Genomic DNA, 21,187 nt, shown 5'->3' with positions numbered 1-21,187 from the left:
TGAACGTTCGAACGATCGCGTTGTGTTTTTCGCATATTATCCGAATGCCCTGTTACGCTTAAGGGCGTCGAATTCATTTCCAGATCGAGCGTTTTACACGATCTGAGACGCAGGTTGCGTCCTGCGGATCTTCGCATTAGTTCCGATGAGAGGGATATATTTAACACCGTTGATTTCGGACAATTGTCGAAAAAACATGTGGAATTAGAATGGTATGAGAAAACAACGTACAAAATATTCCATGATAAGTGGACACACATCAAACTAAAATCAACAGTAGATCTGCAAAGCGCTACCTACTCTTGGTGCTTTTTCGCATGTGCGAATAAAGTCTAGCAGAAAAACCAACAAGATCAGAAAGCGTCAAAATCAATTTATAAGGCAGTGGTTTATAAGGATGGGGTGTGCAGTATATAACGAACGATGACAACGCCGGCAGATTCCATCGAAATTCAAAATGTGGTTGCATCGACCGGAATCGGTCAAGAACTTGATCTTGAGGCTCTTGCAGAAGACCTTCCAGGAGCAGATTTTAATCCCGATAACTTCCCTGGGCTGGTCTACCGAACCCAAGAACCAAAAGCTGCAGCGCTCATTTTCCGATCTGGAAAGATTGTGTGCACTGGAGCAAAGAGTATTGGGGATGTTCACGATGCACTTGGAATTATTTTTGAGAAACTTCGTGGGCTGAGTATTCCTGTTGAGGATAATCCCGACATTACGGTACAAAATATTGTTTCAAGCGCCGATCTCGGCCATAATCTTAATCTCAATGCACTCGCGATCGGCCTTGGTCTGGAAGATGTGGAATATGAACCCGAGCAGTTCCCTGGGTTAGTGTACAGAATGGATGCACCAAAAGTAGTTATTCTGTTGTTCGGGTCCGGAAAGATTGTCATTACTGGCGGAAAACAAACTGAGGACGCGACGACTGCAGTTGAAAAAATCGTAGAAGAGATCGACGGACTCGGACTGCTTGGATAAGTATCTGAACGCATTTCTTACACTGGGGGCCCTCCAACACAGTCTCAATAGGTTTTGTTTAATTTTCAGTGAGTACTTCCTTAACTACGCCAGGGTCTTCAAGCAATTGGTGTTTTGTGTAGCTCCCCTCTGCACTTCCACCACTGTGTTTGGACTGCTCAATGATATCAAGAAATGCGTGTTCTTTAAGTAAGTCTCGGACACGCCGGAGAGAAAGGCTATCTGATCCCTCTTGACGACAGATACTCTCATAAATTTCGTAGACGCGGCTCGTACGAAAGCCATCTTTATGACTGTTTGAGAGCGAGAGCAACGCTAAGGCTTGGAGGACATATCGCGAATGAGGAGTTGACCCTCGGATAAGCTCGCGGAACCGATCAGTCTCGGCTCGTTCACGAGCCTGGGTAACGAACACTTCTTTAACAGTTGGAGAACCGTTCGACTGTGCAATCTCACCTGCGTATCGAAGAATGTCGATCGCTTTTCGTGCATCACCATGTTCACGAGCAGCAAGCGCAGCTGCTCGTGGGATCGTTGAGGAGTCTAAGACTCCATCACGGAATGCATCGCTACGTGCATCCATAATATCCCGAAGTTGATTCGCATCATATGGGGGAAAAACGAACTCACGCTCACAAAGGCTGGATTTAACGCGCTCATCCATTCGATCTTTGTACTGGATTTTGTTGCTGATTCCAATAACACCCAATTTACAGTCAGTTATTTTGCCAGCCTCGCCCGCGCGTGAGAGTTGCATAAGAATATCATCATCATCCAGTTTGTCAATTTCGTCAAGGATTATCAAAACGACATTGAAACGTTGATCGAGGATACGCCAGAGCCGTTTATAATACGTTGATGTACTTAGACCCTTGTCCGGGACTTTTATGCCTGTTATTTCAGAGTCGTTAACACTGTCTGCAATCGTTTGGACTGCCTGTGTCTCAGTAGTATCCTGGGCACAGTCTACGTAAGCAAATGTTGCAGTTACCCCTTCTTCACCAGCAGTATCAACAAGTCGTTGAGAAACATACTTCGCACAAAGAGACTTACCAGTTCCAGTTTTTCCATAAATAAGGACGTTGCTCGGGCTTTGGCCAAATATCGCAGGGTTAACAGCTGTTGCGAGATCTGAAATTTCGTTATCGCGGCCAACAATGCGTCCCTCGCCGGGGAGATGGCTAATCTCGAGAAGTTCTTTGTTTGCGAAGATTGGATCTTCACGAGTAAAAAGATCGTCAGTGGCTTCTGGCATATAGAATCACACCGTGTTTCCGGTGAAATGTATTTCTGTTTGAGAATTTTGACACACACACCACGTTTCCGGTGAAACACGATCGAAAGTGGGTTGGAGTTGAAACGGATGGGGTATTGAGCAAACCTCTGAACAGAGAGGAAGATAGCTAAGCGTATTATTTAGTTGTGTCAAGAATAATCCTAACCGTATACACGTGACAGTTCGCGTGCTAATCAAGAAGCAATATCCACAAAATTTCTGCTGGACTATTTGCTATACTTATGTATTATTTTTTGCTATCTGTTTAGTGGCCGTTTCACACAACTAATAAATAAATACTTCTATCTCATTGTATTAAATCAAAATAGCGATGATAAAATATGGTCCAAAAATACAGCACCGGTACTACCGTCTTCATGTATTTCACCGGAAACATGGTGTGTCAGTGCAGCCGTTACATGGTTACATGATGTGTCAGTGCAGACGTTAGAGTTTATTAATAACTCAATGTGAATCTAGTGAGGTAATCAGATGAAGGAATTAAGCCAGTCAGCAAAGCGAGGATGAATCACCACGATATTATCTGGTATCACTCTAACTCGCCCACAATTTCTATCTTCCATACCGCATTTAGTGGGCTTTCACCGGAAATATGGTGTGTCTCTCAAACACACTCGACTAAGTTACTGTAATTCATCGGAAATGAGGTGTCTCTGATAGCTGAACGTCAAAATCTCCACTATTATTCCAATCTTACACCACATTTTATTGTACAATACTATCGGCTATTTTCACCGGAAATATGGTGTGTTAAGTGCCAATGATCCACGAATTAAAACTAACTCATGCGTAACTCAATGTAGTCCTAAAACCTCAACACAAATTCGGAAATTCGTAGATTCACAGATTCACAGATTCGTACGTGTGCAGGCCTACAGATCCATAACTAACAGATTCTGTACCTGAACGCCTTTGAATAACGTAACTAAACTAGCAAAACGTGCTGAAAGCTTATATTGATACACACGTATATGCAGGTAGTGGCATCCCGACAGGGCGGTCCAAGTGTCGACGAGATGCTCGGGATCGACTCCCTTCCCGAGCCCGAAGCGTACGCGGCAACGGTTCAGCGATCGACCGTTGAACCACAGTCGCCAGCACGGCGTCGCACACCACAGGACCCACCAATCCGAGATCCTGCACTGTACGCCCAAACAGACCATTTTCACGATCGGCTCAGACAACAGGGGAGATACATAACTCTTGAGCGCGTAGCTGAGGCGATCGAATATGGTCAACTCCGGTGGAACACTCAAGATGGATGGCGGTTCGCACTGACTGAAGCCGGTGTCGAATACATCGTCGTCGTCACTGATACGGAGACCCGCTCTCCCGTTGTTGTGACTGGGTGGACACAACTCGCGTGTGAAGAGACTGCTAGAGCATCTGATCGGTGGACCGAGAACGATCTTGAAACGATCCAGCTCCGGACAGATCTCAGTACAAACCGTGAGACGCAGATTCCAGAGCAGATCAGACCACGAATTGTCACGCATCCGTTCCGTGTCGGCGGCCATCGGATTATCACCGGTCCAGGAGAAGCAGATGTACGCTGCGTTGATTGTGCCAGCAAGTTTCGATCGAAAGAGGAACTGTGTAGCTCGTACTGTCCTCGATAGCGGTGTCTGCTCACTATTTGTCTGCTGATTATTTTTGATGTCGTTGTCGTTGCCGTTGAATATTTGCGGTTGTTTTGTGGCTACCGGTCTGCTTGCTGCACGTGTATACGTGTATGTGTGACCCGCAAGGGGTAACAGCATTTACCTGTATATTTAGACTAATGACTGCTGAGGATCGATCAGAGACTGTCGATCGAGAGGCTCAATCGAGCCAATCAGACTACCCAGACCAATCTGTCCCAATCGAAGCAATCTACGAAACAATGGAAGATCTGGGGCGTCCGATTATTACTGCAAGCGAACTTGGTCGACAGCTCAACTGTTCACAACACGAGGCTGAAACGATCCTTGATGTGTACACCACTGACAAGAAACTCAATACGTTCGATGTTTCAGCGGATCCTGTGGTATGGTATCCATCCGATCTCAATGCAGTTGCAAAGCGCGAACGAATTGTGCTTTTCCCAACCAGACGAGAGATCGTTGTTGATCAGCCAACACAGTATACACGCGCACAGCTGTCACAGTTCGCACATCTCGTTGATTCAACTGGAACTGATCCCGGCACCCGCGGATATCTGTACCGAATTCGCCCGGAAGACGTCTGGGCAGCCCCATTCGATGATACCGAGTCGCTTCTTCGATCGGTTCGATCAGTGCTTCCCAGACAGTCACCACATCTTGAAGAGTGGATTACCGACCAGTGGGAGCGGGCACATCAATTCACACTCAAAACCCATCCAGATGGGTATGTCGTTCTTGAGGCTGCAACCGAGAACCTCATGGGTAACGTTGCTCGACAGAAACTCTCCGACGAACAGCTCCATGCACCCATCTCAGATACGGAAAGTTGGGTTCGTGATGAAGCTATTGGCACTCTCAAACGAACACTGTATGAGGCAGGATACCCGGTTGTAGATAATCGAAAACTGGAGACCGGAGCGCCGATCGAAATCGAACTTACCGCGACGCTTCGTGACTATCAACAGGCATGGATGGACATGTTTCTCACACAAAAAGCAGGTATCTACGTTGGCCCTCCGGGGAGTGGTAAAACGATCGCAGCACTTGGAACCCTCACCGCAATTGCTGGTGAGACGCTCATTTTGGTCCCAAGCCGAGAGTTAGCCACCCAGTGGCGAGATGAAATTTGTACACATACCACAGTTGACCCACGGAATGTCGGCGAATACCATGGTGGGGAGAAAGACATCTCACCGATAACAATTGCGACCTACCAGACTGCGGGAATGGATCGGCATCGTCACCTGTTTGACTCCCGAAAGTGGGGGTTAATTATCTACGACGAATGCCAACACATTCCAAGTAATATTTTCAGACGGAGTGCTGATCTGCAGGCTGTCCATCGACTTGGGCTGTCTGCATCCCCGGTTAGAGAAGATGAAAAAGAGGCTGAAATTTTCACGCTCATCGGGCCGCCGATCGGCACCGACTGGGCCGCACTCATGGAAGCTGGGTTTGTAGCTGAGCCGGAAATCGAGATTCGGTATGTTCCGTGGCGTGATGAAATCAAACGAAATGAATATTCGAGTGCTGATGGCCGCCAGCGATATCAACTTGCATCGATGAACCCTGCAAAGATTGACGAAGTACGGTATCTGCTTGCCCGAAATAACAGCTCGAAGGCCCTCATTTTTGTGGAGTATCTTGATCAAGGAAAGGCAATCGCAGACGCGCTGTCGATTCCGTTCCTCAGCGGCGAAACACCACATTATGAACGACAACGGCTACTGTCGGAATTCAAAACCGGTGAGACGAAAACGCTGGTTGTCTCTCGAATTGCAGACGAAGGACTTGATCTCCCGAATGCCGAGTTAGCGATCGTCGCATCAGGACTTGGCGGTTCGCGGAGGCAGGGAACACAACGGGCTGGGCGAACAATGCGCCCGGCCGGAAGTTCGATCGTTTACGTATTAGCAACCCGCGGAACCCGTGAGGAAGATTTCGCACAGCGACAACTCCGACATCTCGCTGGCAAAGGGATTAAGATTCGAGAAGCAAACATCAGCGAATAGTGTAATTGAAGAGTCAGTATTCTATCACTCGATAGTATGAGCCAGTCTTTGATCACTCGATAATATTGGCAATTGCATCCATCACCTGATCAACCTTCGAAACGTCTGCGTTGTACCCCATATGACCAATTCGAAGAATGTCGTCCTCAAGTTCACCCAACCCCGTTGCAAGTACAATCTCTTCCGATTCGGCAACCTCCTTTTGAATCGAAGTTGCGTTTCCGGGGAGATAAAACGCCGTCACAGTTGGCGACGACCGCTCTGTGTCAGGGTATAGTGGGAGTCTCAGCTCGGAGCCACGCTCTCGACACCGATCGGCTGCCTCGGTGTGTCGATCATATACATTCTCAACCCCTTCAGTCACGATTCGATCGACAGCAACAGCGAGTGCAGAGACAAGTACATCGAGATGTGTGTACGGGAATCCCTCCGACACGTCCTTCCATGGCAAAAAGTTCGTGTACAAGGATGTTGGGTTACGCTTCTCCATCTGTTCCCACGCGTGATCACTGATGGCTGCCGTTGTCAACCCCGGAGGCGCACTGAAACACTTCTGTGAGCCACCAAGACAGATGTCAATACGATCGGTTGGTACCGGGGTACCACCGACAGATGAGACTGCATCAACAATACTCAGTATCGTGTGCTCTTTGAGCAACTCCAATACCGGAGTGAGATCATTAAGCGTTCCAGTAGGAGTTTCACAGTGTACCATGGTTGCGGCGGTAAACGGTGCACCATCAGCTGCTGCTGCAGCCACTGCGTTTTCGATCGCATCTAGATCATATCCCGAATCGTACGGTGCAGAAATCAGGGTCGGCTCTCCACCATATGCGGTGACAAAATCAGCGAATCCATCTCCATAACGTCCATTGGAGATACACAGCACTCGATCGCCCGGCTCGACGATCGATGCAACTGCAGCCTCTAATCCCAGAATTCCCTCTCCCCCAAGAACAACGATGTCATGATCCGTATTATAGACAGTCTGCAAATCTGCAGTGAGCTGTGCATACGTCTCTCCGAATGTGGGGTCAAGATCTGGATTTGGCTGTGGCTGCGCCATTATATCACGAACTTCGGGGGGAACTGCAGTTGGCCCTGGTGTAAACAGCATACTCTCCTCTTCGATACCGGTGAATTAGGGAGTACCGATTCGATTACTACCAATCACGCCTCAAAATCCGGCTCATCCCACTTTGCATCCGGATCAACCGGTGATATCGCATGGTTAATTTCTGTTTCCGTGTAGTCGATTGAATCAAGGACCATACTGAGCCGCTGCCAGTTTGCGCTCAGCTCGGATTCACCTTCGGGGCCAACACGGGCGCCGTGAAGCTTGAAAAACCGCGTGTCTCGACCTAGCTTCGAGCCTTCACCTGTATGTCCGTCAAAAATAAGATCGTATGTACCACCAACTTCCAGGTCGCCCGCAGGGAATGTAACGTGAGGTGACTCTCCACGCTCGAAGGCAGCAGCCCGCTCTTCTGCAACGGTCGAAAAGTACGCATCTGCATTCGCCGCCTCACGGGTAGATTGTGCGCGTGCTGCAGCCAGTGCCGCATGGATTGCACAGAGGCGGCCTTTCCAGGAATCAGGTTCCCATCGCTCCGTTGCAAGCGTTTCGTAGCGCTCGATCGTCAACGCAACCGTATCGCCAGCCTGTAGATCTTCCACAATGTAGAGAGTAAGTCTATCCCACAGGTTCCACGCATAGCCCGATCGGGCAAGCTCCCATGCAGCCCAGGCAGCAACCTCTTCATCCGATCGACGGACTGCCTTCTGTAGCAGACTTGAAACCGCGTAACGGCTGTAGCCTCCATCAGTCTCGTTCGATGCTTTCTGCTCGCCAAAATCATTTGTCCCAACCGCATCAGGAGGTGTTTCAGCTTCGACTGAGCCATCGTGTCCAAATGTCGCTTGTCTGGATTGCCGATCATCGCCCATATATTCTCTCTTATCAGTGAGTCCAAAAATGTCTGTGCGTTCTTGATCGCCATACTGAATGAGAATTCTTAAGTCTCCACGAGCGGCTACATTGTAATGACCGCTCTTAGCTCAGCCTGGTAGAGCAGCCGACTGTAGATCGGCTTGTCCCCCGTTCAATTCGGGGAGAGCGGACTTTTGCGTGATCAGAAATACACGGAGAGATTGACTTGTCTCCCGCTCCTGTGAGCGGTGCGAGCAGGGGCAACAAGACGAACAAAGTGAGTCTTGCGCGCTTCAATTCGAGGGGAGCAGGGACGAGTCGATCGCTATGATTTTGGCTCCCTTCGGCCCCACACTCGTTTTTCTTCAACAAGTTCGATCGTCATATCTTCCATCACCGCAATCTGACATGAGAGGCGGGGGTAGCCGAATCGATCGGCTAGCCGATCGTGCCAGTGTGTTGGTTCTGTAGTGTCTCGTACACGTACGCCACACGTTGCACAGATCCCACGCCCACCACAGTTTGCATACGCAGTCAGCGATGTATATGGTGAGAGATCTGCCTCGAGCAGCACCGATCGAAGTGATCGGCCTGTTGTGGTCTCGATTAAAATGGGCTCACCAGTATGGTGCACAGTAACCGTTACAACGTCATCTCTTGTCTTACGGCTGTCCTGACCCTCCATTAGTTTCCACCATACTCACTGGTACAACTGCCATGTACCTCAATGCTTCCGACTATCAATCCGTCCAGCTCCCGACACAGTAAAATACTATCTCGATAATCCTATGATATGCTTCAGGGAGTATCTGCAGAATCTACCGTTATTGAGGAAGCCGGTGAGCGGGTCATTGAGATTGGGCGCGATCGGCCAATCCGAATCAGCTCAGGCCATCGGCTACTACACCATGACGGTAAATGTAGCCGACCTCATGGACATAATTATGAGATTACGGTACGCGTCACTGGTAAACTCACCAAAGAGGGATGGGTTGTCGACAAAGGTGATGTCACCGACGTTATTGACGAGTGGGATCATATGTTTCTCGTTCAGCGCGGCGACCCGTTGATTGACGCATTCAAACAGTCGGGTGATGGCGACGCACTCGTTATTTTTGATGCACCACCGACAGCCGAAGTGATGTCTGTTGTGCTAGAGAACCGCCTACTTGAGGGGCTCTCGGAGACGGTAACTGATGTTTCTGTTGTTGTTCGCGAAACGTCCGAACTGTGTGGAGGTGCGATCTAACGAATGCCTGTTACAAGCGAGATTGATGTATCGGAGACAGAACGGCCACCAGAGGCCGCAACAGATGCACTTCCAATTAATGAACTTTTTGAGTCACTTCAGGGAGAGGGGACACTCACTGGGGTTCCAAGCGTATTTATCCGAACGAGTGGCTGTAACCTCCGGTGTTGGTTCTGTGACTCGTACCACACCTCATGGGAACCAACACATGCCTGGCTATCGATCGACGAGATTATTGATCAAGTGACCGACTTTGACGCAACGCATGTGGTCCTCACTGGTGGTGAACCACTCATCCACGAACAATCTATTGAGCTCATCCAACAGCTCTCTGCGCGTGGATATCATATTACGGTCGAAACAAACGGGACGATCGTTCCCCCTGCGGAGACACCGATCGATCTCGCAAGCGTGAGCCCAAAGCTTGCGAGTTCAACACCAACTGCCGACCGCCCACCTGCTGGCGGAGATGCAGCACTTGGTTCATGGGCTGACAAACACGAAGCAGACAGAATCGACAGCAATGCACTTGCAACACTGTTCGATCGGTATAACACACAGCTCAAATTCGTTGTGACTGGCGAATCTGATGTACCGGAGATCACCGAACTGGTATCGACACTACAGCGACAGACTGAGACACCGATCGAAAGCACTGATGTGTTGCTTATGCCGGAAGGACAAACACGAGCAGCACTTTCGGAGACACGGCGAACCGTCGCAGAGCTCGCACTGGAACATGGGTATCGATACACGCCACGAATCCATGTCGATCTGTGGAATGACGCTCCCGAAACGTAATCAGACTTCAACATACAGCAATCACAATTCAAATGACAGACAATATTTCATCTACTTCGGATCAATCATCGGAACCGCAAAAACGAGCAGTTGTGCTTGTCTCTGGTGGCATGGACAGCGCAACCACAGCGTATGAGGCCGCAGACCGCGGCTATGAACTCTACTTTTTACATACGTCGTATGGGCAACGGACAGAAGCAGTTGAGTACGACTGTGCAAACGCACTTGCAGCGGAGATGGATGCTGCAGAGTTCCTTCATATTGAAACGGATCATCTCCAACAGATTGGTGGCTCAGCACTGACTGACACGTCGATGGCTGTTGGTGACGCGAACTTAGAAAGCGAAGAAATCCCTGATACATATGTCCCATTTCGCAATGCAAATCTGCTTTCAATGGCTGTTTCCTATGCGGAAGCCAATAGCTGCGAGGCAGTGTTTGTTGGTGCACACAGCGAGGATTTTGCAGGCTATCCGGACTGCCGACCTGCATTTTTTGACGCATTTGAAGCAATGGTTGACGTCGGAACAAAACCGGAGACAAAAATATCAATCGAGGTTCCATTTGTCGATGCTTCAAAAACAGATATTGCAGCCCGTGGGTCGGAGCTTTCAGTTCCGTTCGAACTTACCTGGAGTTGTTATCGTGACTCCGCGCCAGCTTGTGGTACATGTGATTCATGTGCTTTCCGTCTCCAAGCATTCCAAGCCATTGGTATTCGAGATCCAATCGACTACGCCGAACGGCCATCATATACCGAGTAACGCAGTCGGGTTTGCTTCCGGATTCATAACGACTATGAGACAGCACACACCTCAGTAGAGCGTGAACGACGACCCTGTTGTCCCTCCGATCGCTGCATTGTTTGTTGCGATCGTTGCGGTGAGCACTGGTGCCATTTTAGTCCGTCTTAGCACTGCGCCAAGTGCCGTTGCGGCGTTCTACCGGGTACTATTTACAACGCTTCCGTTGCTTCCGATCGCGGTTCTTCGGTATCGATCGGACTTCGCACAGGTTTCTCTTCGCGACTTTTTGTTTGCGATTATTTCAGGTATTGCGTTAGCACTCCACTTTGCGGCTTGGTTTGAAAGCCTCTCGTGGACAAGCGTTGCTGCAAGTACGACGATCGTGCAAGCACAGCCGATTTTTGTTGCGATCGGTGCATACCTCTTGCTTTCAGAGCTACTCACGCGCAACATGGTAGTTGGTATTCTGATCGCTGTCGGTGGGATGGTCGTCATGTCGCTTGGTGATCTTATTTCTGGAGCGGTGCTCGTTGGTGAGAACCCGCTGCTTGGAAACTCGCTTGCACTATTTGGTGCGGTAATGGCGGCCGTCTACGTTTTAGCTGGTCGATCGCTCAGACAACGAATTGCGCTAATCCCATATGTGACCATTGTTTATATTGTGTGTGCGACAGTGCTTCTTGCAATCTCTGTTGGACAAGGCCACGACTTACTCAACTATCCAGCCCGTGAGTGGGCAATCTTCGCTGGGCTGGCAATTGGCCCTGGGTTGATAGGACATACAGTACTTAATTGGGCGCTTGGCTATCTCGAATCAAGCGTGGTGAGTGTTTCACTGTTAGGTGAACCGATCGGTGCAACGACGATTGCACTCTTCTTGTTCGCAGAGATACCAAGCATTGCTACCATCCTTGGTGCGGTAGTTGTGCTTATTGGGATTACAATCACTGCACAAGAACGATCACAGGCTGTTTCGGATGGCTCATAATATCGAGAAGACAAAACTAATGCACTCTGGCCTGTTCTACCACACATGGATACTCGGGGCCGCAATTTTCATATTCTCTTATACACGAGCGACGACGGCTCCAATATTTTGGGTGACAATATAAACAGTCACTGGAAGGTGATGACCGCAACAACGCGATCAGATGTGCACACACAACTCCAGGCCGGGGTCGACTGTTTTATAATAGACGGTTCAAATGAGAGCGGTTCGAGCCCCCCGCTTGAGACGCTTTTCAGTGTTGAATCCGTAATTTCACAGATTCCAACAATATACTATACACCACCTGTTGTTGGTTCGGTAGTTCATACCGCATACCAGCTTGGTGTTACAGAAGTTGTTTACCACATCAACTCGGTTGAATCGGGACCGTCATGTGACTCCAACCAACTTCCACCCGAGCAATATCGCAGAGAGGGAGTTGTGGGGCTTCTCACTGCGATTGGCTCAATTGAATCCAGCGCTGGTGCCTCTATTGAAGATGTTGTGCTTGATGTATCGCGATCGTTGATGAGTGCGGCCGCGGATGAGGTTGATACAAAAATCAAATGGTCGCTTGAATCCGTTGGGACCGCGATTGGAGTCGATCGCTGCACAGTATATCGGTGGGGCGCAGACATAGAAATGCTCACCCAAACACACCAGTGGAGTACAGACCAACTCACTGTCACCGATACTGATACCGCCCGGTTAGCAATAGAAGACCTTCCACATGGAGAAGCACTTCAGAGTTCATTTAATACGATACGATTGCCTCTACCACCGACAACAAATAAAACGGGTCCACGTATACATGGATCCGACACCCAGCTAATAAAAACGAAGCGTCCAATCAGGACCAATACCCATTCTGATCCACTCACACAGGTTTCAGCTGGCAGTGAACTGCAGGAGGATGATCACACCAGAGAGACAGACACTGTTGAGCGATTTTTGGAAGCCCGAGGTGTTCAGTCGCTCCTTGCCATTCCAATGGTTGTTGACTGGGAACTCGTTGGCGTACTTACGGTTGAGTCAGTCAGCAACAAACACTGGTCAGAGACAACAGTTGAACGGCTACGGACTGTTGGGGAACTTATCGCATATACAGAACAACAGCACCGCCACCAACAGCGTCTTAGTAAACAGAATGAGCGTCTCGAGCGGTTCGCATCCGTAATTAGTCATGACCTGCAAAACCCACTCAACATCGTCAAAGGGTACACCGAACTCGCGTATGAAACTGAAAATACAGCCCAACTCGAACCCGCAATTAGAGCTGCTGATCGGATGCATAATCTCTTAGACGACCTACTTACTCTCGCTCAAGAAGGCAAAGCGATCGGCACTGTTTCACCAACTTCACTTAAAATGGTTGTAGAGAATGCATGGGATAATGTTGACACCGCATCGATGACGTATACGACAAATAACCTGGGAACAATCGTTGCTGATGAGACTCGGTTGACGGAAGTGCTTGAAAATCTCTTTCGGAATGCGGCGGAACATGCAGGGCCTAAGACGAAAATCACTGTCTCAGGGACTCCAGATGGGTTTTTTGTCGCAGATAACGGTCCTGGTATCCCACAATCCGCTCGTGATACTGTCTTTGAACACGGATACACCAGTGACGATGGAACTGGACTAGGGCTATCGATCGTCCAAACGATTGTGCAAGCCCATGGATGGGAAATCACAGTTACTGAAAGCGAAGAAGGCGGCGCGAAATTTATGATTACGACTGAGCACTGAGTGTGCCAGATAACGATCTCCGCCTAGTGGAGTTTTAATTCTACGATCCGACCATCTGGGTCACGGACATATCCAGCCCACCCACGGCCATATGCTCCGAACCGCTTCTTCGGCTCGTCTTGAAGTACGTCGTACCCTGCGTCTGCAATCTGATCCAAAATAGCCACTAACTCTGCTTTTGAATCGACATGCTTCGATCGAAGCAGATAACAGATATGCTCATTTTCGACGTTAATTGACTCATCTGTCGGGACAACATGGATGTGTCGACCACCTGCAACAAGGGATACAAACGGGACGTCACCATTCTCGAACCGATCGCGATCTCGTGTTTCCATTCCAAGTACGTCCACATAGAATGTCAATGCAGCGTCGAGGTCTTGAACACGGATTGCAACATGGTCTAAATCGACCACATCAATCACTGGTGTTTCGTCGTTCATACACATCCTGTTATTCTAAGACTGCTTTGGTCTTTGTGTGGCGATCGCGGAACATTCCCTCAAACCCAACTTTTGAGAATGGGTTTCCAAGCCGCCCAACAGGACCGAATGGGAGTTCATACTCGACAGTATCAACCAGTATCGTCTCATCACCATCCCCATAGAACTCGTGGGTATGAACCCAAAGCGCAAATGGGCCACCAAGCATGTCGTCACGAAACATCGCATATCCATCTTTGCGCTCTCGTTCGGTAATTCGTGAGATCCACGACTGTCGTGGCCCAACGCCGAACGGCTGCATTGACATCTCGATCTGTGAGCCGGTCTCCAATATGTTTGGATCCAGTTCTCCATCCGGTCCATGAACGCTCACAATATCAAGGTGCATCCACTCAGGTGTCAGTGTTCGCAGACCGTCAATTGTCGAATGAAAATCCCACACAGTAGATAGTGGAGCGGCAATCCGCGTTCGCCGTGAATACGTCGGCATACTGGTGTATTGGAACGCAAGACGCAAAAGGCCGTCTGCTCAGCGAGTCTTAGATCGTAAAGCGTTCAACAGAGATGCCCGCATCTCGCAGCTTTTTACTTGTCGCTGCAGCAACCGTGACTGTTGTATCGCCGTGACTGATCGGAACAAACAGCTCAAACGTCCCATCACAGTCGGTTTCGATCGTCGTGTCGTCATTTGCTTTTACGCCAATAACGTCTCCGTCTGTTTCGCCAGTAATTTGGAGCCGGTTGTCGATGATTCGGCTTTCAACCCGAAGTGATGGACCTTCTGGCCGCGCTTTGTTTATGTACCGATCGGAAACAACGCGTGGCATCTCAACCGGCGTGCCCGCAGCGACGCCGTGGGCCAACCGAATGAACTGTGCCATACTCCAAGCGAGCGGCGTTGCAGAGCCAGTCCCTTCACCAAACTCCCAGTTGTAATCGGTACTGTGACCACGGTCCCAAACCTGTTCGGCAAGCATTCGACCGCTATTTGCAAAGCCTGCCATCGTCTCTAAGAGATTCTCCGGTGCAAGGTCACCATCAGCCGTTCCTGCGAGTAGCTCATATTCGCCACGTTCACCCGAGAATATCGGCCACAGGCGACCTTTGCCTTTTGTTTCAACGGACCATGGTGCACCTTCGTCTCCAACAGCACGCTCACCGTACCCGTCGCCGTTGTAGCGATAGAATGCAGGGCCAACTGGTGTATCGACACGAATCGTCTTATCAACCTCAGCTAACGAGTTTTGAATGATCTGATCGTCCCACGACTTAATTCCGAGCCGAGTTAGCTCAAGGAACCCACCATCAATGATCTCTCGCTCGTCAAGCGTTGGGCCAGCATTCGCAAGTGTCCGAAGATGACCTGCCTCCGGGTTGCCATCCCGAGTTACGCGGACATAGTATGGCGTGTTTGTGTGCAGTTCTGTTCCGGTTTCGGTTGCACACCACTCTTCAACCCGATCGGTCCACTCATCTGCCAACCCAAGCCAGATCAGCGCATCTGCAAGTTTCGATTCCTCGATCGCAAGGTCAGCCGCACAGACAAGACCTGCAACCTCTGCAGCAATCGATGATGGAGAGTAGCCGGCTTCTTCTTCCCAACGCTCTTGGGCTGTTGGTGGACCATTCCGAGCAACGTAATCTGCGGATGCTTTGATATTGCTGAAATCGTAGGAGGCATCATCAAATGTTACCCCACGCTCTCGAAGTTGATATGCCATCACCTGTGGGAACGAGATGTTATCCATCTGTTCACCACCCCAACGGGTAGTTCCGTTTACGTAGGTATTCTGAGGAATGAACCCTTCTTTGTCTTGTTGGTAGTTGTAGATGTACTCAAGCGCATCCTGTGCAGTCTTGATATCACCGATCGCCTCAAAGACAGTAAACACCTGATATAGATCACGCGACCAAACGAAGTTGTATCCATACCCTCGTTCTTCTTCGGCGTCAACAACTTCTCCCCACGGGACTGACGGCGATGCAATCCCTGCCCCGAGGAACGTTTTATCTTCAACTGCTCGAAGTGCCATCAGACAGCTCAGGTACTGTGGCTCCAGTACGGCATCACCTGCAACACTGTCTGGAAGTGGTTTATCATCGAGCCACGTCCGCCAGGTGTTGATATAGTCCGCTCGAACGGTTTCAAACGATCTGGCGATCGCACCCTCTGCCTCACCGAGTGCTGCTGCGGTATCTGCGTTCTCTCCAAAGCCAATTGCAAGCGTTTCATCAATATCTCCAACCCCAAACCGACCAACCAAGACCACATTCGCATTATCAGCGCGGTTCTGTGCGGCTGGTTGCACTCCGTCCGAGAATAGCTGGGTGAGATGCTCGCTGCCTGCAACACCAACGGTCGCCCAATCAAATCGGTTTGGCGTTGTCATTGCAACAGCAACGCTGTATGGCTCGCCGTTCTCATCAACTAGCAGCGAACTTGCGTCCGCATCATAAGCACTTGAATCACGCGCGGCAACATGGAACCCACCTGCTTTTCCAAGTGTGAGCCCCCGATCGGCAGTGCCAGTATTTGTCAACGACGTATCTGCGATCGCATACAGCTCATATTCGGAGCCGTTGCCAGCAGTAAACTGTACATCAGCAAGGAGTGCATCATGATTTGGATCAACCGCGTACTCAACAACGAGTTTCCATTCGTGTCCCCGTCCATCACCTTTCTCTTCGATGATATGGCGGAACGAGAGTGCATCAGTTTCGACTGGTTCCACGCGACGAGTAACGGTTTCGTTCTCGTCATCTCGGCGTGTTTCATTGTATGTACGAGCGGTATAGTCTGAATCTTCATCCGCATCGACAATCAGAAAGTCAACCGTTCGGATGTTCATTAGGTCGATCCGTGGGAATCGAAGCTCTGTCAGTGCACCTTCGGTTAGTGTAAACCAGACTTTTGATGGCTCCTCTGCACCATGATCTGCGACTGTCCCAACACCGTATTTTTCGCCAGTTGTCCAGTGTGGTTGATCGCCCGGCCCGGACGGCGTCTCTGCACTTGTTGGGAGTGCATCATACTCCCGCAGCACTGCAGTTGTGTGGAGTCGGAGTGCATGTGACCAGCCAAGCGGTGTTGCGCTGTCATGTCGTCCGTCATCGAACACCTGTTCTGCCAGATATCCCGCATTCGTTGTGAGCGGCCCTTCAGATAGTAGCAACATATAGAGCTCACCTGCCCGATCGAATACCGCATCTGCATCATCACCGCGGGCATCCAAAAATGCACCCAGCAGGGCGTTCGCGGTAGCACCCCATCCGGTCGATACGGACCACACTTTTGATTCGCTCTGTCCACTTTTTCGCCATCCGTCGCCTTCAAACCGAATCAGCCCTTCCACAGGGCCGTTTGGATCGCGATAGAGTTCCTCTGAGAGCGTCTTCACGTGCGAACAAAGCTTCTTAATGGACTTCTCATCAATCTCCGAAATTGTATCGTAGGCTCGGAATGCGTCTACGAGCGCAAATCCAGCCGAGTCAAGCCGATTGTCAAGTGAGCCATAATCTAACCGAAGGCCATATGCCTCTCTCTCAGCGGACCATAGTTGGTCGATCGCCTCAAACACATCCTCCGCTTTCGACTCAGCGTGGGCTTGAAGCGATACCGGAACGGATGCGTCCGCAATGGTTGCGTAGGCGGTGAGGTATGTCGCAGCAGTATGAGTAAACTGTCCGGACATGTTTTCCCAGAGATTCTGACACCGCTGTGGTAACCCATTGTCAGCGATTGTTTCATCAAGCGACTCAACACCGGCTTCGATCGTTCGTACAATTTCGTCTGTTGTTGTCTCGCTAATATCCGCTTCGTGGGCTGTAAGCACGTCCGTAAGGAATGTAATTGCACTTGCGGTTTGATCGGCTTGATACTCATCAGGCTTGTTTCCTTCGAGCCGTCCATGCGCCCATCCCGGAGCAATAGAGCCATCAATTGCCCATGCTCTGTGCGACCAGCTCCCGTCTGCTGACTGTGTCTCACAAAGGAACTGTGCAGTCGCAATGAGTTCGTCTGCAATGTCTAGTCCTAGCAGCTCATTGGAGGTGAGTAGATACCGCCCCGTTTCGGATTCGTCGCGGAACCATGTGTAGCCGTAACCGCCTGAGTGTGCGTAGAATGGGTCAAACTCCGGCCCGGCAATATGTACGCCGGTCGGTGCAGTAAGGAGCGACAATGATCGGAGATCCTGTCGAACAATTGTCGCATTTGGTGCACTTTCAGGGATTCGGATATCTGCTCGATCGCGTGCTGATTGCCGAATCTCATCTGCGGTTTGGTGATCGATCGCACACTGTCTGAGATCTGCAAGTGCCGTTTCTCGATCGACTTCCGTATGATCTGAGAGCTGTGTGACGAGGGTTGTCTGTACGGCGCGCCCCGATCGTTCAAGTGGGGCACTCACCACAACGTCGCCGCTAAGGTGTGTATCTTCATATTTTTCAAGCACCGCGTCTCGCGGGAACTCAAAATGCTCGTCCGACATAATCTCATCAAACCGCTCTGGAATCTGGCCACCGACTGTCGAGATTCCGGTTGATGCAGTTACGTAATCGTGTTCTGTTCGGTGAAAAATTTCGACCGCTTTCGACCCATCAGGCCCACCTTCATTATGAATAAGTCGGCCAACTTGACTCTCTGTGCCTTCTGGTGCAAAGGTCAAAAATGCAGTCAACTCCGCATTCACCGGAATTGAGCCACGGAGTTCGACGTGTGTTGCGTGTGCGCGACCGAGCGTGAGATCATACTGGTGAACGGTAAACTCACCTGCATCGTACTCTGTCTCAACCAAATTGGTCTCACGATAGTAGTGCTGTCGTACGGTTTGGAACTCGTCAAACCAACGGGTCCCGCTGTCAGTTTCAATACCTAACCGGGAGCGATCCAACCCATAAAGCCCAGAAAGGGAAGAAGAATAATCTCGAAGGTGCCCGCTTGGAGTGATATGTACGAGCCGATCACCATGGGCAGAGAATGCACCATCTGTTGTTGCACACTCTTCCGGATAGACCGATCCGCGGCGGGCTTTGTATTCGTTAATTGCTGTCCGAAGTCGCATATCCACATCTATAGATATCGACTGATAAGTATTGCCGCCTTTTCGCAGGAACCACCGCAGCAGAAACTTCCAATTAGGAGCAACATCTGGCTAACCAGCACCCAGTCTAGTGATTAGGTACAATATTACGCAGTTGTCGTGTATATAAACAGGAGTTATTTACTACAGTAGTGAACAATACTTCCCCAATACATAAAACAAAAGTGACCGTATTCTATTCTAGAACTATGCACCATCCAGGTCCACCACGATTTGTCGCTGTTGGCGACACAGTTGAATTAGCACCACGCAATCCTGATCCAGACGTAGCATACGCGTGGTCTATTGTTGATGCGCCGATCGCAAGTACTGTCGAACTCGGAAGCGATGCGATTATTTCTTTTGTTCCTGACGCCGCAGGGCAATACACTCTCGCTCTCGATGCACCAGATGGCACACACAACCTCACCATACGTGTCTTCTCGAGTGACAAGCGGCCAACAAGTCTTGGCGGCGCAACGGGTCGCAGTGGATACAGCGGCTACAGCGGCTTCAGCGGTTCTGCTCGCCCACGCTCTGGTGGGCAAAGTGGCGGAATTAGCGGTTCTGGCTCCGGCGCACTCGGCGAACAACAAAATCTTCCAACAGGTCGCCCACGTATCAGACTTGATGGCACTGTCAACGAAGAGACAGAGACTGTAACGATCCACGCAACACCATCACCACACCCGAACTCGTCGCGATCGGCTGGCGATCTTTCGGTTGAGTTCGTGCTTGACGACCGAGATGGCATCTCAAAAAGTGCGGTTACGATCACCGATCGAACCGTCGAAGTCCCACTCTCTGTCTTCGAACGCACTGAACAGCTCAGAGTCCACGCAGTTGCAATTGGTGACAGCTACAGTGTTGCTGATGCGGTCTCAATTGAGCGTACCGATGAGTATGTGGTCAATACAGAAAGTGACGTAACCGGACACGCTGGAGCGATTCCATCACCGGATTCGATCGACATTGTCCGACTCAACGATCCACCAGAGTGGGCAACAGATGCAACCCTCTACGAAATCTACGTCCGCGGCTTTGCATCCGATGACGAAGATGCAACTAATACCTTCGAGGCGCTTGAAGACAGACTTCCGTACCTCGAAGAGCTTGGTGTTGATACGCTGTGGTTGACACCGGTACTCCAACACGACGGAAAGCCTCATGGGTACAACATCACGGACTTCTTTTCGATTGCGGATGATCTTGGAACGCGTGAGGCATACGAGTCATTTGTTGATGCAGCACACGAGCGCGGCATGGCAGTCCTGTTTGATCTCGTTCTTAACCACTCTGCCCGTGATCACCCATATTTCGAGTCCGCATACCAGAATCCTGAATCACCGTATTACGACTGGTACGAATGGCAGGACAACGGCGAGCCAGGAACCTACTTTGATTGGGAGCTTATTGCTAATTTTGATTACACAAACCTTGAAGTCCGACAGCATCTCCTTGCGGCTGTTGACGAGTGGGCCGAAGTCGCAGATGGGTTCCGCTGTGATATGGCATGGGCAGTTCCTGATTCGTTCTGGAAAGAGATCCGCGATCGGATCAAAGCAAAGGACAGAGAGTTTTTGCTTTTAGATGAGACGATTCCGTATATCGAAGACTTCCACGAAGGAATGTTCGATGTTCACTTTGATACAACGCTCTACTTCACACTCCGACAGATCGGCCGTGGAAACGAGCCTGCAGAGGCCCTCTTAGATGCGATTGATGGCCGAGCGGAAAGTGGGTTCCCGGACCACGCTGCATTTATGCTCTACCTAGAGAACCATGACGAGACACGGTACATCGTTGAATGTGGCGACGATGCCGGCTTGGCTGCGGCTGGTGCCCTCTTTACGCTTCCTGGTATTCCAATGCTTTACGGCGGTCAGGAACTCGGTCAGCGTGGTCGTCGTGATGCGCTTGCATGGAACCATGCACGCGATGAAATTCGATCGCACTATGATGATCTCATCGCACTTCACGACGAATACGACTCGCTTGGATCTACCGGTGATCTCAATCGGATTGACTACACTGTGACAGCCGCTGATAACGCACATCCGAACGATGCAGTTGCGTTTGTCCGGCACACAGGAGATGAGTCGCTGCTTGTCTGTCTCAACTTTGCGGAAGGAGACGTAGAGGTCGGTGTCGACGTCACGGTTGATGCAACAGACCTCGTTTCCGGTGAGAATCGTGCATCCGAAAACGGCCTCCTCGTTGAGGATGCCGCTGTTTTCAAACTGAACTAACGGCACCGACACGTA

General features: G+C 50.2%; 16 protein-coding genes and 1 tRNA gene. 10 read left to right on the top strand and 7 right to left on the bottom strand.

Annotated features, from left to right (window positions below; translation table 11 throughout):
• Positions 1-423: 423 nt before the first annotated feature.
• Entirely contained in the window at positions 424-984 is a 561-nt protein-coding gene (locus AArcSt2_RS16235; RefSeq protein WP_174653986.1) for a TATA-box-binding protein, read from the top strand.
• Between the two features lie 58 nt (positions 985-1,042).
• Here the strand turns inward: AArcSt2_RS16235 and AArcSt2_RS16230 are convergent, their stop codons facing one another.
• Entirely contained in the window at positions 1,043-2,239 is a 1,197-nt protein-coding gene (locus AArcSt2_RS16230) for a Cdc6/Cdc18 family protein (protein ID WP_174653985.1), read from the bottom strand.
• 1,022 nt (positions 2,240-3,261) lie between these two features.
• Here AArcSt2_RS16230 and AArcSt2_RS16225 point away from each other — a divergent pair.
• Both AArcSt2_RS16225 and AArcSt2_RS16220 read left to right on the top strand, forming a co-directional pair.
• Positions 3,262-3,900, top strand: a complete 639-nt coding sequence (locus AArcSt2_RS16225; protein ID WP_250586222.1) for a hypothetical protein — start codon at positions 3,262-3,264, stop codon at positions 3,898-3,900.
• Positions 3,901-4,061: 161 nt separating this feature from the next.
• A complete protein-coding gene (locus tag AArcSt2_RS16220; RefSeq protein WP_250586220.1) occupies positions 4,062-5,936 on the top strand; it encodes a DEAD/DEAH box helicase in 1,875 nt (624 codons plus the stop codon).
• A 52-nt stretch (positions 5,937-5,988) separates the two neighbouring features.
• Here AArcSt2_RS16220 and AArcSt2_RS16215 read toward each other — a convergent pair whose 3' ends face one another.
• Positions 5,989-7,053 carry a pyridoxal-phosphate-dependent aminotransferase family protein gene (locus AArcSt2_RS16215; RefSeq protein ID WP_250586218.1) on the bottom strand — a complete coding sequence of 355 codons (1,065 nt, stop codon included), beginning with the start codon at positions 7,051-7,053 and terminating at the stop codon, positions 5,989-5,991.
• Positions 7,054-7,106: 53 nt separating this feature from the next.
• On the bottom strand, positions 7,107-7,883 hold the full coding sequence (locus AArcSt2_RS16210) for a hypothetical protein (protein WP_250586216.1): 777 nt from the start codon (positions 7,881-7,883) through the stop codon (positions 7,107-7,109).
• A 100-nt stretch (positions 7,884-7,983) separates the two neighbouring features.
• On the opposite strand from AArcSt2_RS16210, the gene AArcSt2_RS16205 reads away from it, so the two are divergent.
• Positions 7,984-8,057, top strand: a tRNA-Tyr gene (locus tag AArcSt2_RS16205).
• 134 nt (positions 8,058-8,191) lie between these two features.
• Here the strand turns inward: AArcSt2_RS16205 and AArcSt2_RS16200 are convergent.
• Positions 8,192-8,551 carry a 2Fe-2S iron-sulfur cluster-binding protein gene (locus AArcSt2_RS16200; protein ID WP_250586214.1) on the bottom strand — a complete coding sequence of 120 codons (360 nt, stop codon included), beginning with the start codon at positions 8,549-8,551 and terminating at the stop codon, positions 8,192-8,194.
• Positions 8,552-8,659: 108 nt separating this feature from the next.
• On the opposite strand from AArcSt2_RS16200, the gene AArcSt2_RS16195 reads away from it, so the two are divergent.
• The 5 genes from AArcSt2_RS16195 to AArcSt2_RS16175 all read left to right on the top strand — a co-directional run bounded on the left by AArcSt2_RS16195 (position 8,660) and on the right by AArcSt2_RS16175 (position 13,399).
• A complete protein-coding gene (locus AArcSt2_RS16195; protein ID WP_174653980.1) occupies positions 8,660-9,115 on the top strand; it encodes a 6-pyruvoyl trahydropterin synthase family protein in 456 nt (151 codons plus the stop codon).
• Positions 9,116-9,118: 3 nt separating this feature from the next.
• The gene (locus tag AArcSt2_RS16190) at positions 9,119-9,916 is read left to right on the top strand and encodes a 7-carboxy-7-deazaguanine synthase QueE (RefSeq protein WP_174653979.1); all 798 of its coding nucleotides are present in this window, start codon (positions 9,119-9,121) and stop codon (positions 9,914-9,916) included.
• 32 nt (positions 9,917-9,948) lie between these two features.
• Entirely contained in the window at positions 9,949-10,680 is a 732-nt protein-coding gene (gene queC, locus AArcSt2_RS16185; RefSeq protein ID WP_174653978.1) for a 7-cyano-7-deazaguanine synthase QueC, read from the top strand.
• Positions 10,681-10,741: 61 nt separating this feature from the next.
• Positions 10,742-11,650, top strand: a complete 909-nt coding sequence (locus AArcSt2_RS16180) for a DMT family transporter (RefSeq protein WP_250586212.1) — start codon at positions 10,742-10,744, stop codon at positions 11,648-11,650.
• 45 nt (positions 11,651-11,695) lie between these two features.
• On the top strand, positions 11,696-13,399 hold the full coding sequence (locus AArcSt2_RS16175; RefSeq protein WP_250586210.1) for a sensor histidine kinase: 1,704 nt from the start codon (positions 11,696-11,698) through the stop codon (positions 13,397-13,399).
• Between the two features lie 23 nt (positions 13,400-13,422).
• Here AArcSt2_RS16175 and AArcSt2_RS16170 read toward each other — a convergent pair whose 3' ends face one another.
• Genes AArcSt2_RS16170 through AArcSt2_RS16160 form a run of 3 tightly spaced genes read right to left on the bottom strand, consistent with a single transcriptional unit; the run spans position 13,423 to position 18,905 of the window.
• Positions 13,423-13,842 (bottom strand): VOC family protein, encoded by a 420-nt coding sequence (locus tag AArcSt2_RS16170; RefSeq protein WP_174653975.1) that lies wholly within the window; start codon positions 13,840-13,842, stop codon positions 13,423-13,425.
• Positions 13,843-13,852: 10 nt separating this feature from the next.
• A complete protein-coding gene (locus AArcSt2_RS16165; protein WP_250586207.1) occupies positions 13,853-14,332 on the bottom strand; it encodes an SRPBCC family protein in 480 nt (159 codons plus the stop codon).
• Between the two features lie 49 nt (positions 14,333-14,381).
• Positions 14,382-18,905, bottom strand: a complete 4,524-nt coding sequence (locus AArcSt2_RS16160; protein ID WP_250586205.1) for a DUF7997 domain-containing protein — start codon at positions 18,903-18,905, stop codon at positions 14,382-14,384.
• Between the two features lie 227 nt (positions 18,906-19,132).
• Between AArcSt2_RS16160 and malA the strand changes: the two genes are divergently transcribed.
• Entirely contained in the window at positions 19,133-21,172 is a 2,040-nt protein-coding gene (gene malA, locus AArcSt2_RS16155) for an alpha-amylase MalA (protein WP_250586203.1), read from the top strand.
• The last annotated feature ends 15 nt before the right edge of the window (positions 21,173-21,187 follow it).

Origin of the sequence: Natronocalculus amylovorans, from assembly GCF_023638035.1 — an archaeon.
In the GTDB taxonomy this organism is placed as follows: domain Archaea; phylum Halobacteriota; class Halobacteria; order Halobacteriales; family Haloferacaceae; genus Natronocalculus; species Natronocalculus amylovorans.
The sequence above is the reverse complement of the archived record's forward strand: the minus strand, read 5'-3'. Positions and strand labels throughout refer to the sequence as shown.

Bases quoted from the DNA above. Each gene is read 5' to 3' on its own strand.
- AArcSt2_RS16165 (WP_250586207.1), bottom strand. From the start codon at position 14,332: ATGCCGACGTATTCACGGCGAACGCGGATTGCCGCTCCACTATCTACT.
- AArcSt2_RS16210 (WP_250586216.1), bottom strand. From the start codon at position 7,883: ATGGGCGATGATCGGCAATCCAGACAAGCGACATTTGGACACGATGGC.
- AArcSt2_RS16190 (WP_174653979.1), top strand. From the start codon at position 9,119: ATGCCTGTTACAAGCGAGATTGATGTATCGGAGACAGAACGGCCACCA.
- AArcSt2_RS16235 (WP_174653986.1), top strand. From the start codon at position 424: ATGACAACGCCGGCAGATTCCATCGAAATTCAAAATGTGGTTGCATCG.
- AArcSt2_RS16175 (WP_250586210.1), top strand. From the start codon at position 11,696: ATGGATACTCGGGGCCGCAATTTTCATATTCTCTTATACACGAGCGAC.
- AArcSt2_RS16200 (WP_250586214.1), bottom strand. From the start codon at position 8,551: ATGGAGGGTCAGGACAGCCGTAAGACAAGAGATGACGTTGTAACGGTT.
- AArcSt2_RS16220 (WP_250586220.1), top strand. From the start codon at position 4,062: ATGACTGCTGAGGATCGATCAGAGACTGTCGATCGAGAGGCTCAATCG.
- AArcSt2_RS16170 (WP_174653975.1), bottom strand. From the start codon at position 13,842: ATGAACGACGAAACACCAGTGATTGATGTGGTCGATTTAGACCATGTT.
- queC (WP_174653978.1), top strand. From the start codon at position 9,949: ATGACAGACAATATTTCATCTACTTCGGATCAATCATCGGAACCGCAA.
- malA (WP_250586203.1), top strand. From the start codon at position 19,133: ATGCACCATCCAGGTCCACCACGATTTGTCGCTGTTGGCGACACAGTT.
- AArcSt2_RS16160 (WP_250586205.1), bottom strand. From the start codon at position 18,905: ATGCGACTTCGGACAGCAATTAACGAATACAAAGCCCGCCGCGGATCG.
- AArcSt2_RS16195 (WP_174653980.1), top strand. From the start codon at position 8,660: ATGCTTCAGGGAGTATCTGCAGAATCTACCGTTATTGAGGAAGCCGGT.
- AArcSt2_RS16215 (WP_250586218.1), bottom strand. From the start codon at position 7,053: ATGCTGTTTACACCAGGGCCAACTGCAGTTCCCCCCGAAGTTCGTGAT.
- AArcSt2_RS16230 (WP_174653985.1), bottom strand. From the start codon at position 2,239: ATGCCAGAAGCCACTGACGATCTTTTTACTCGTGAAGATCCAATCTTC.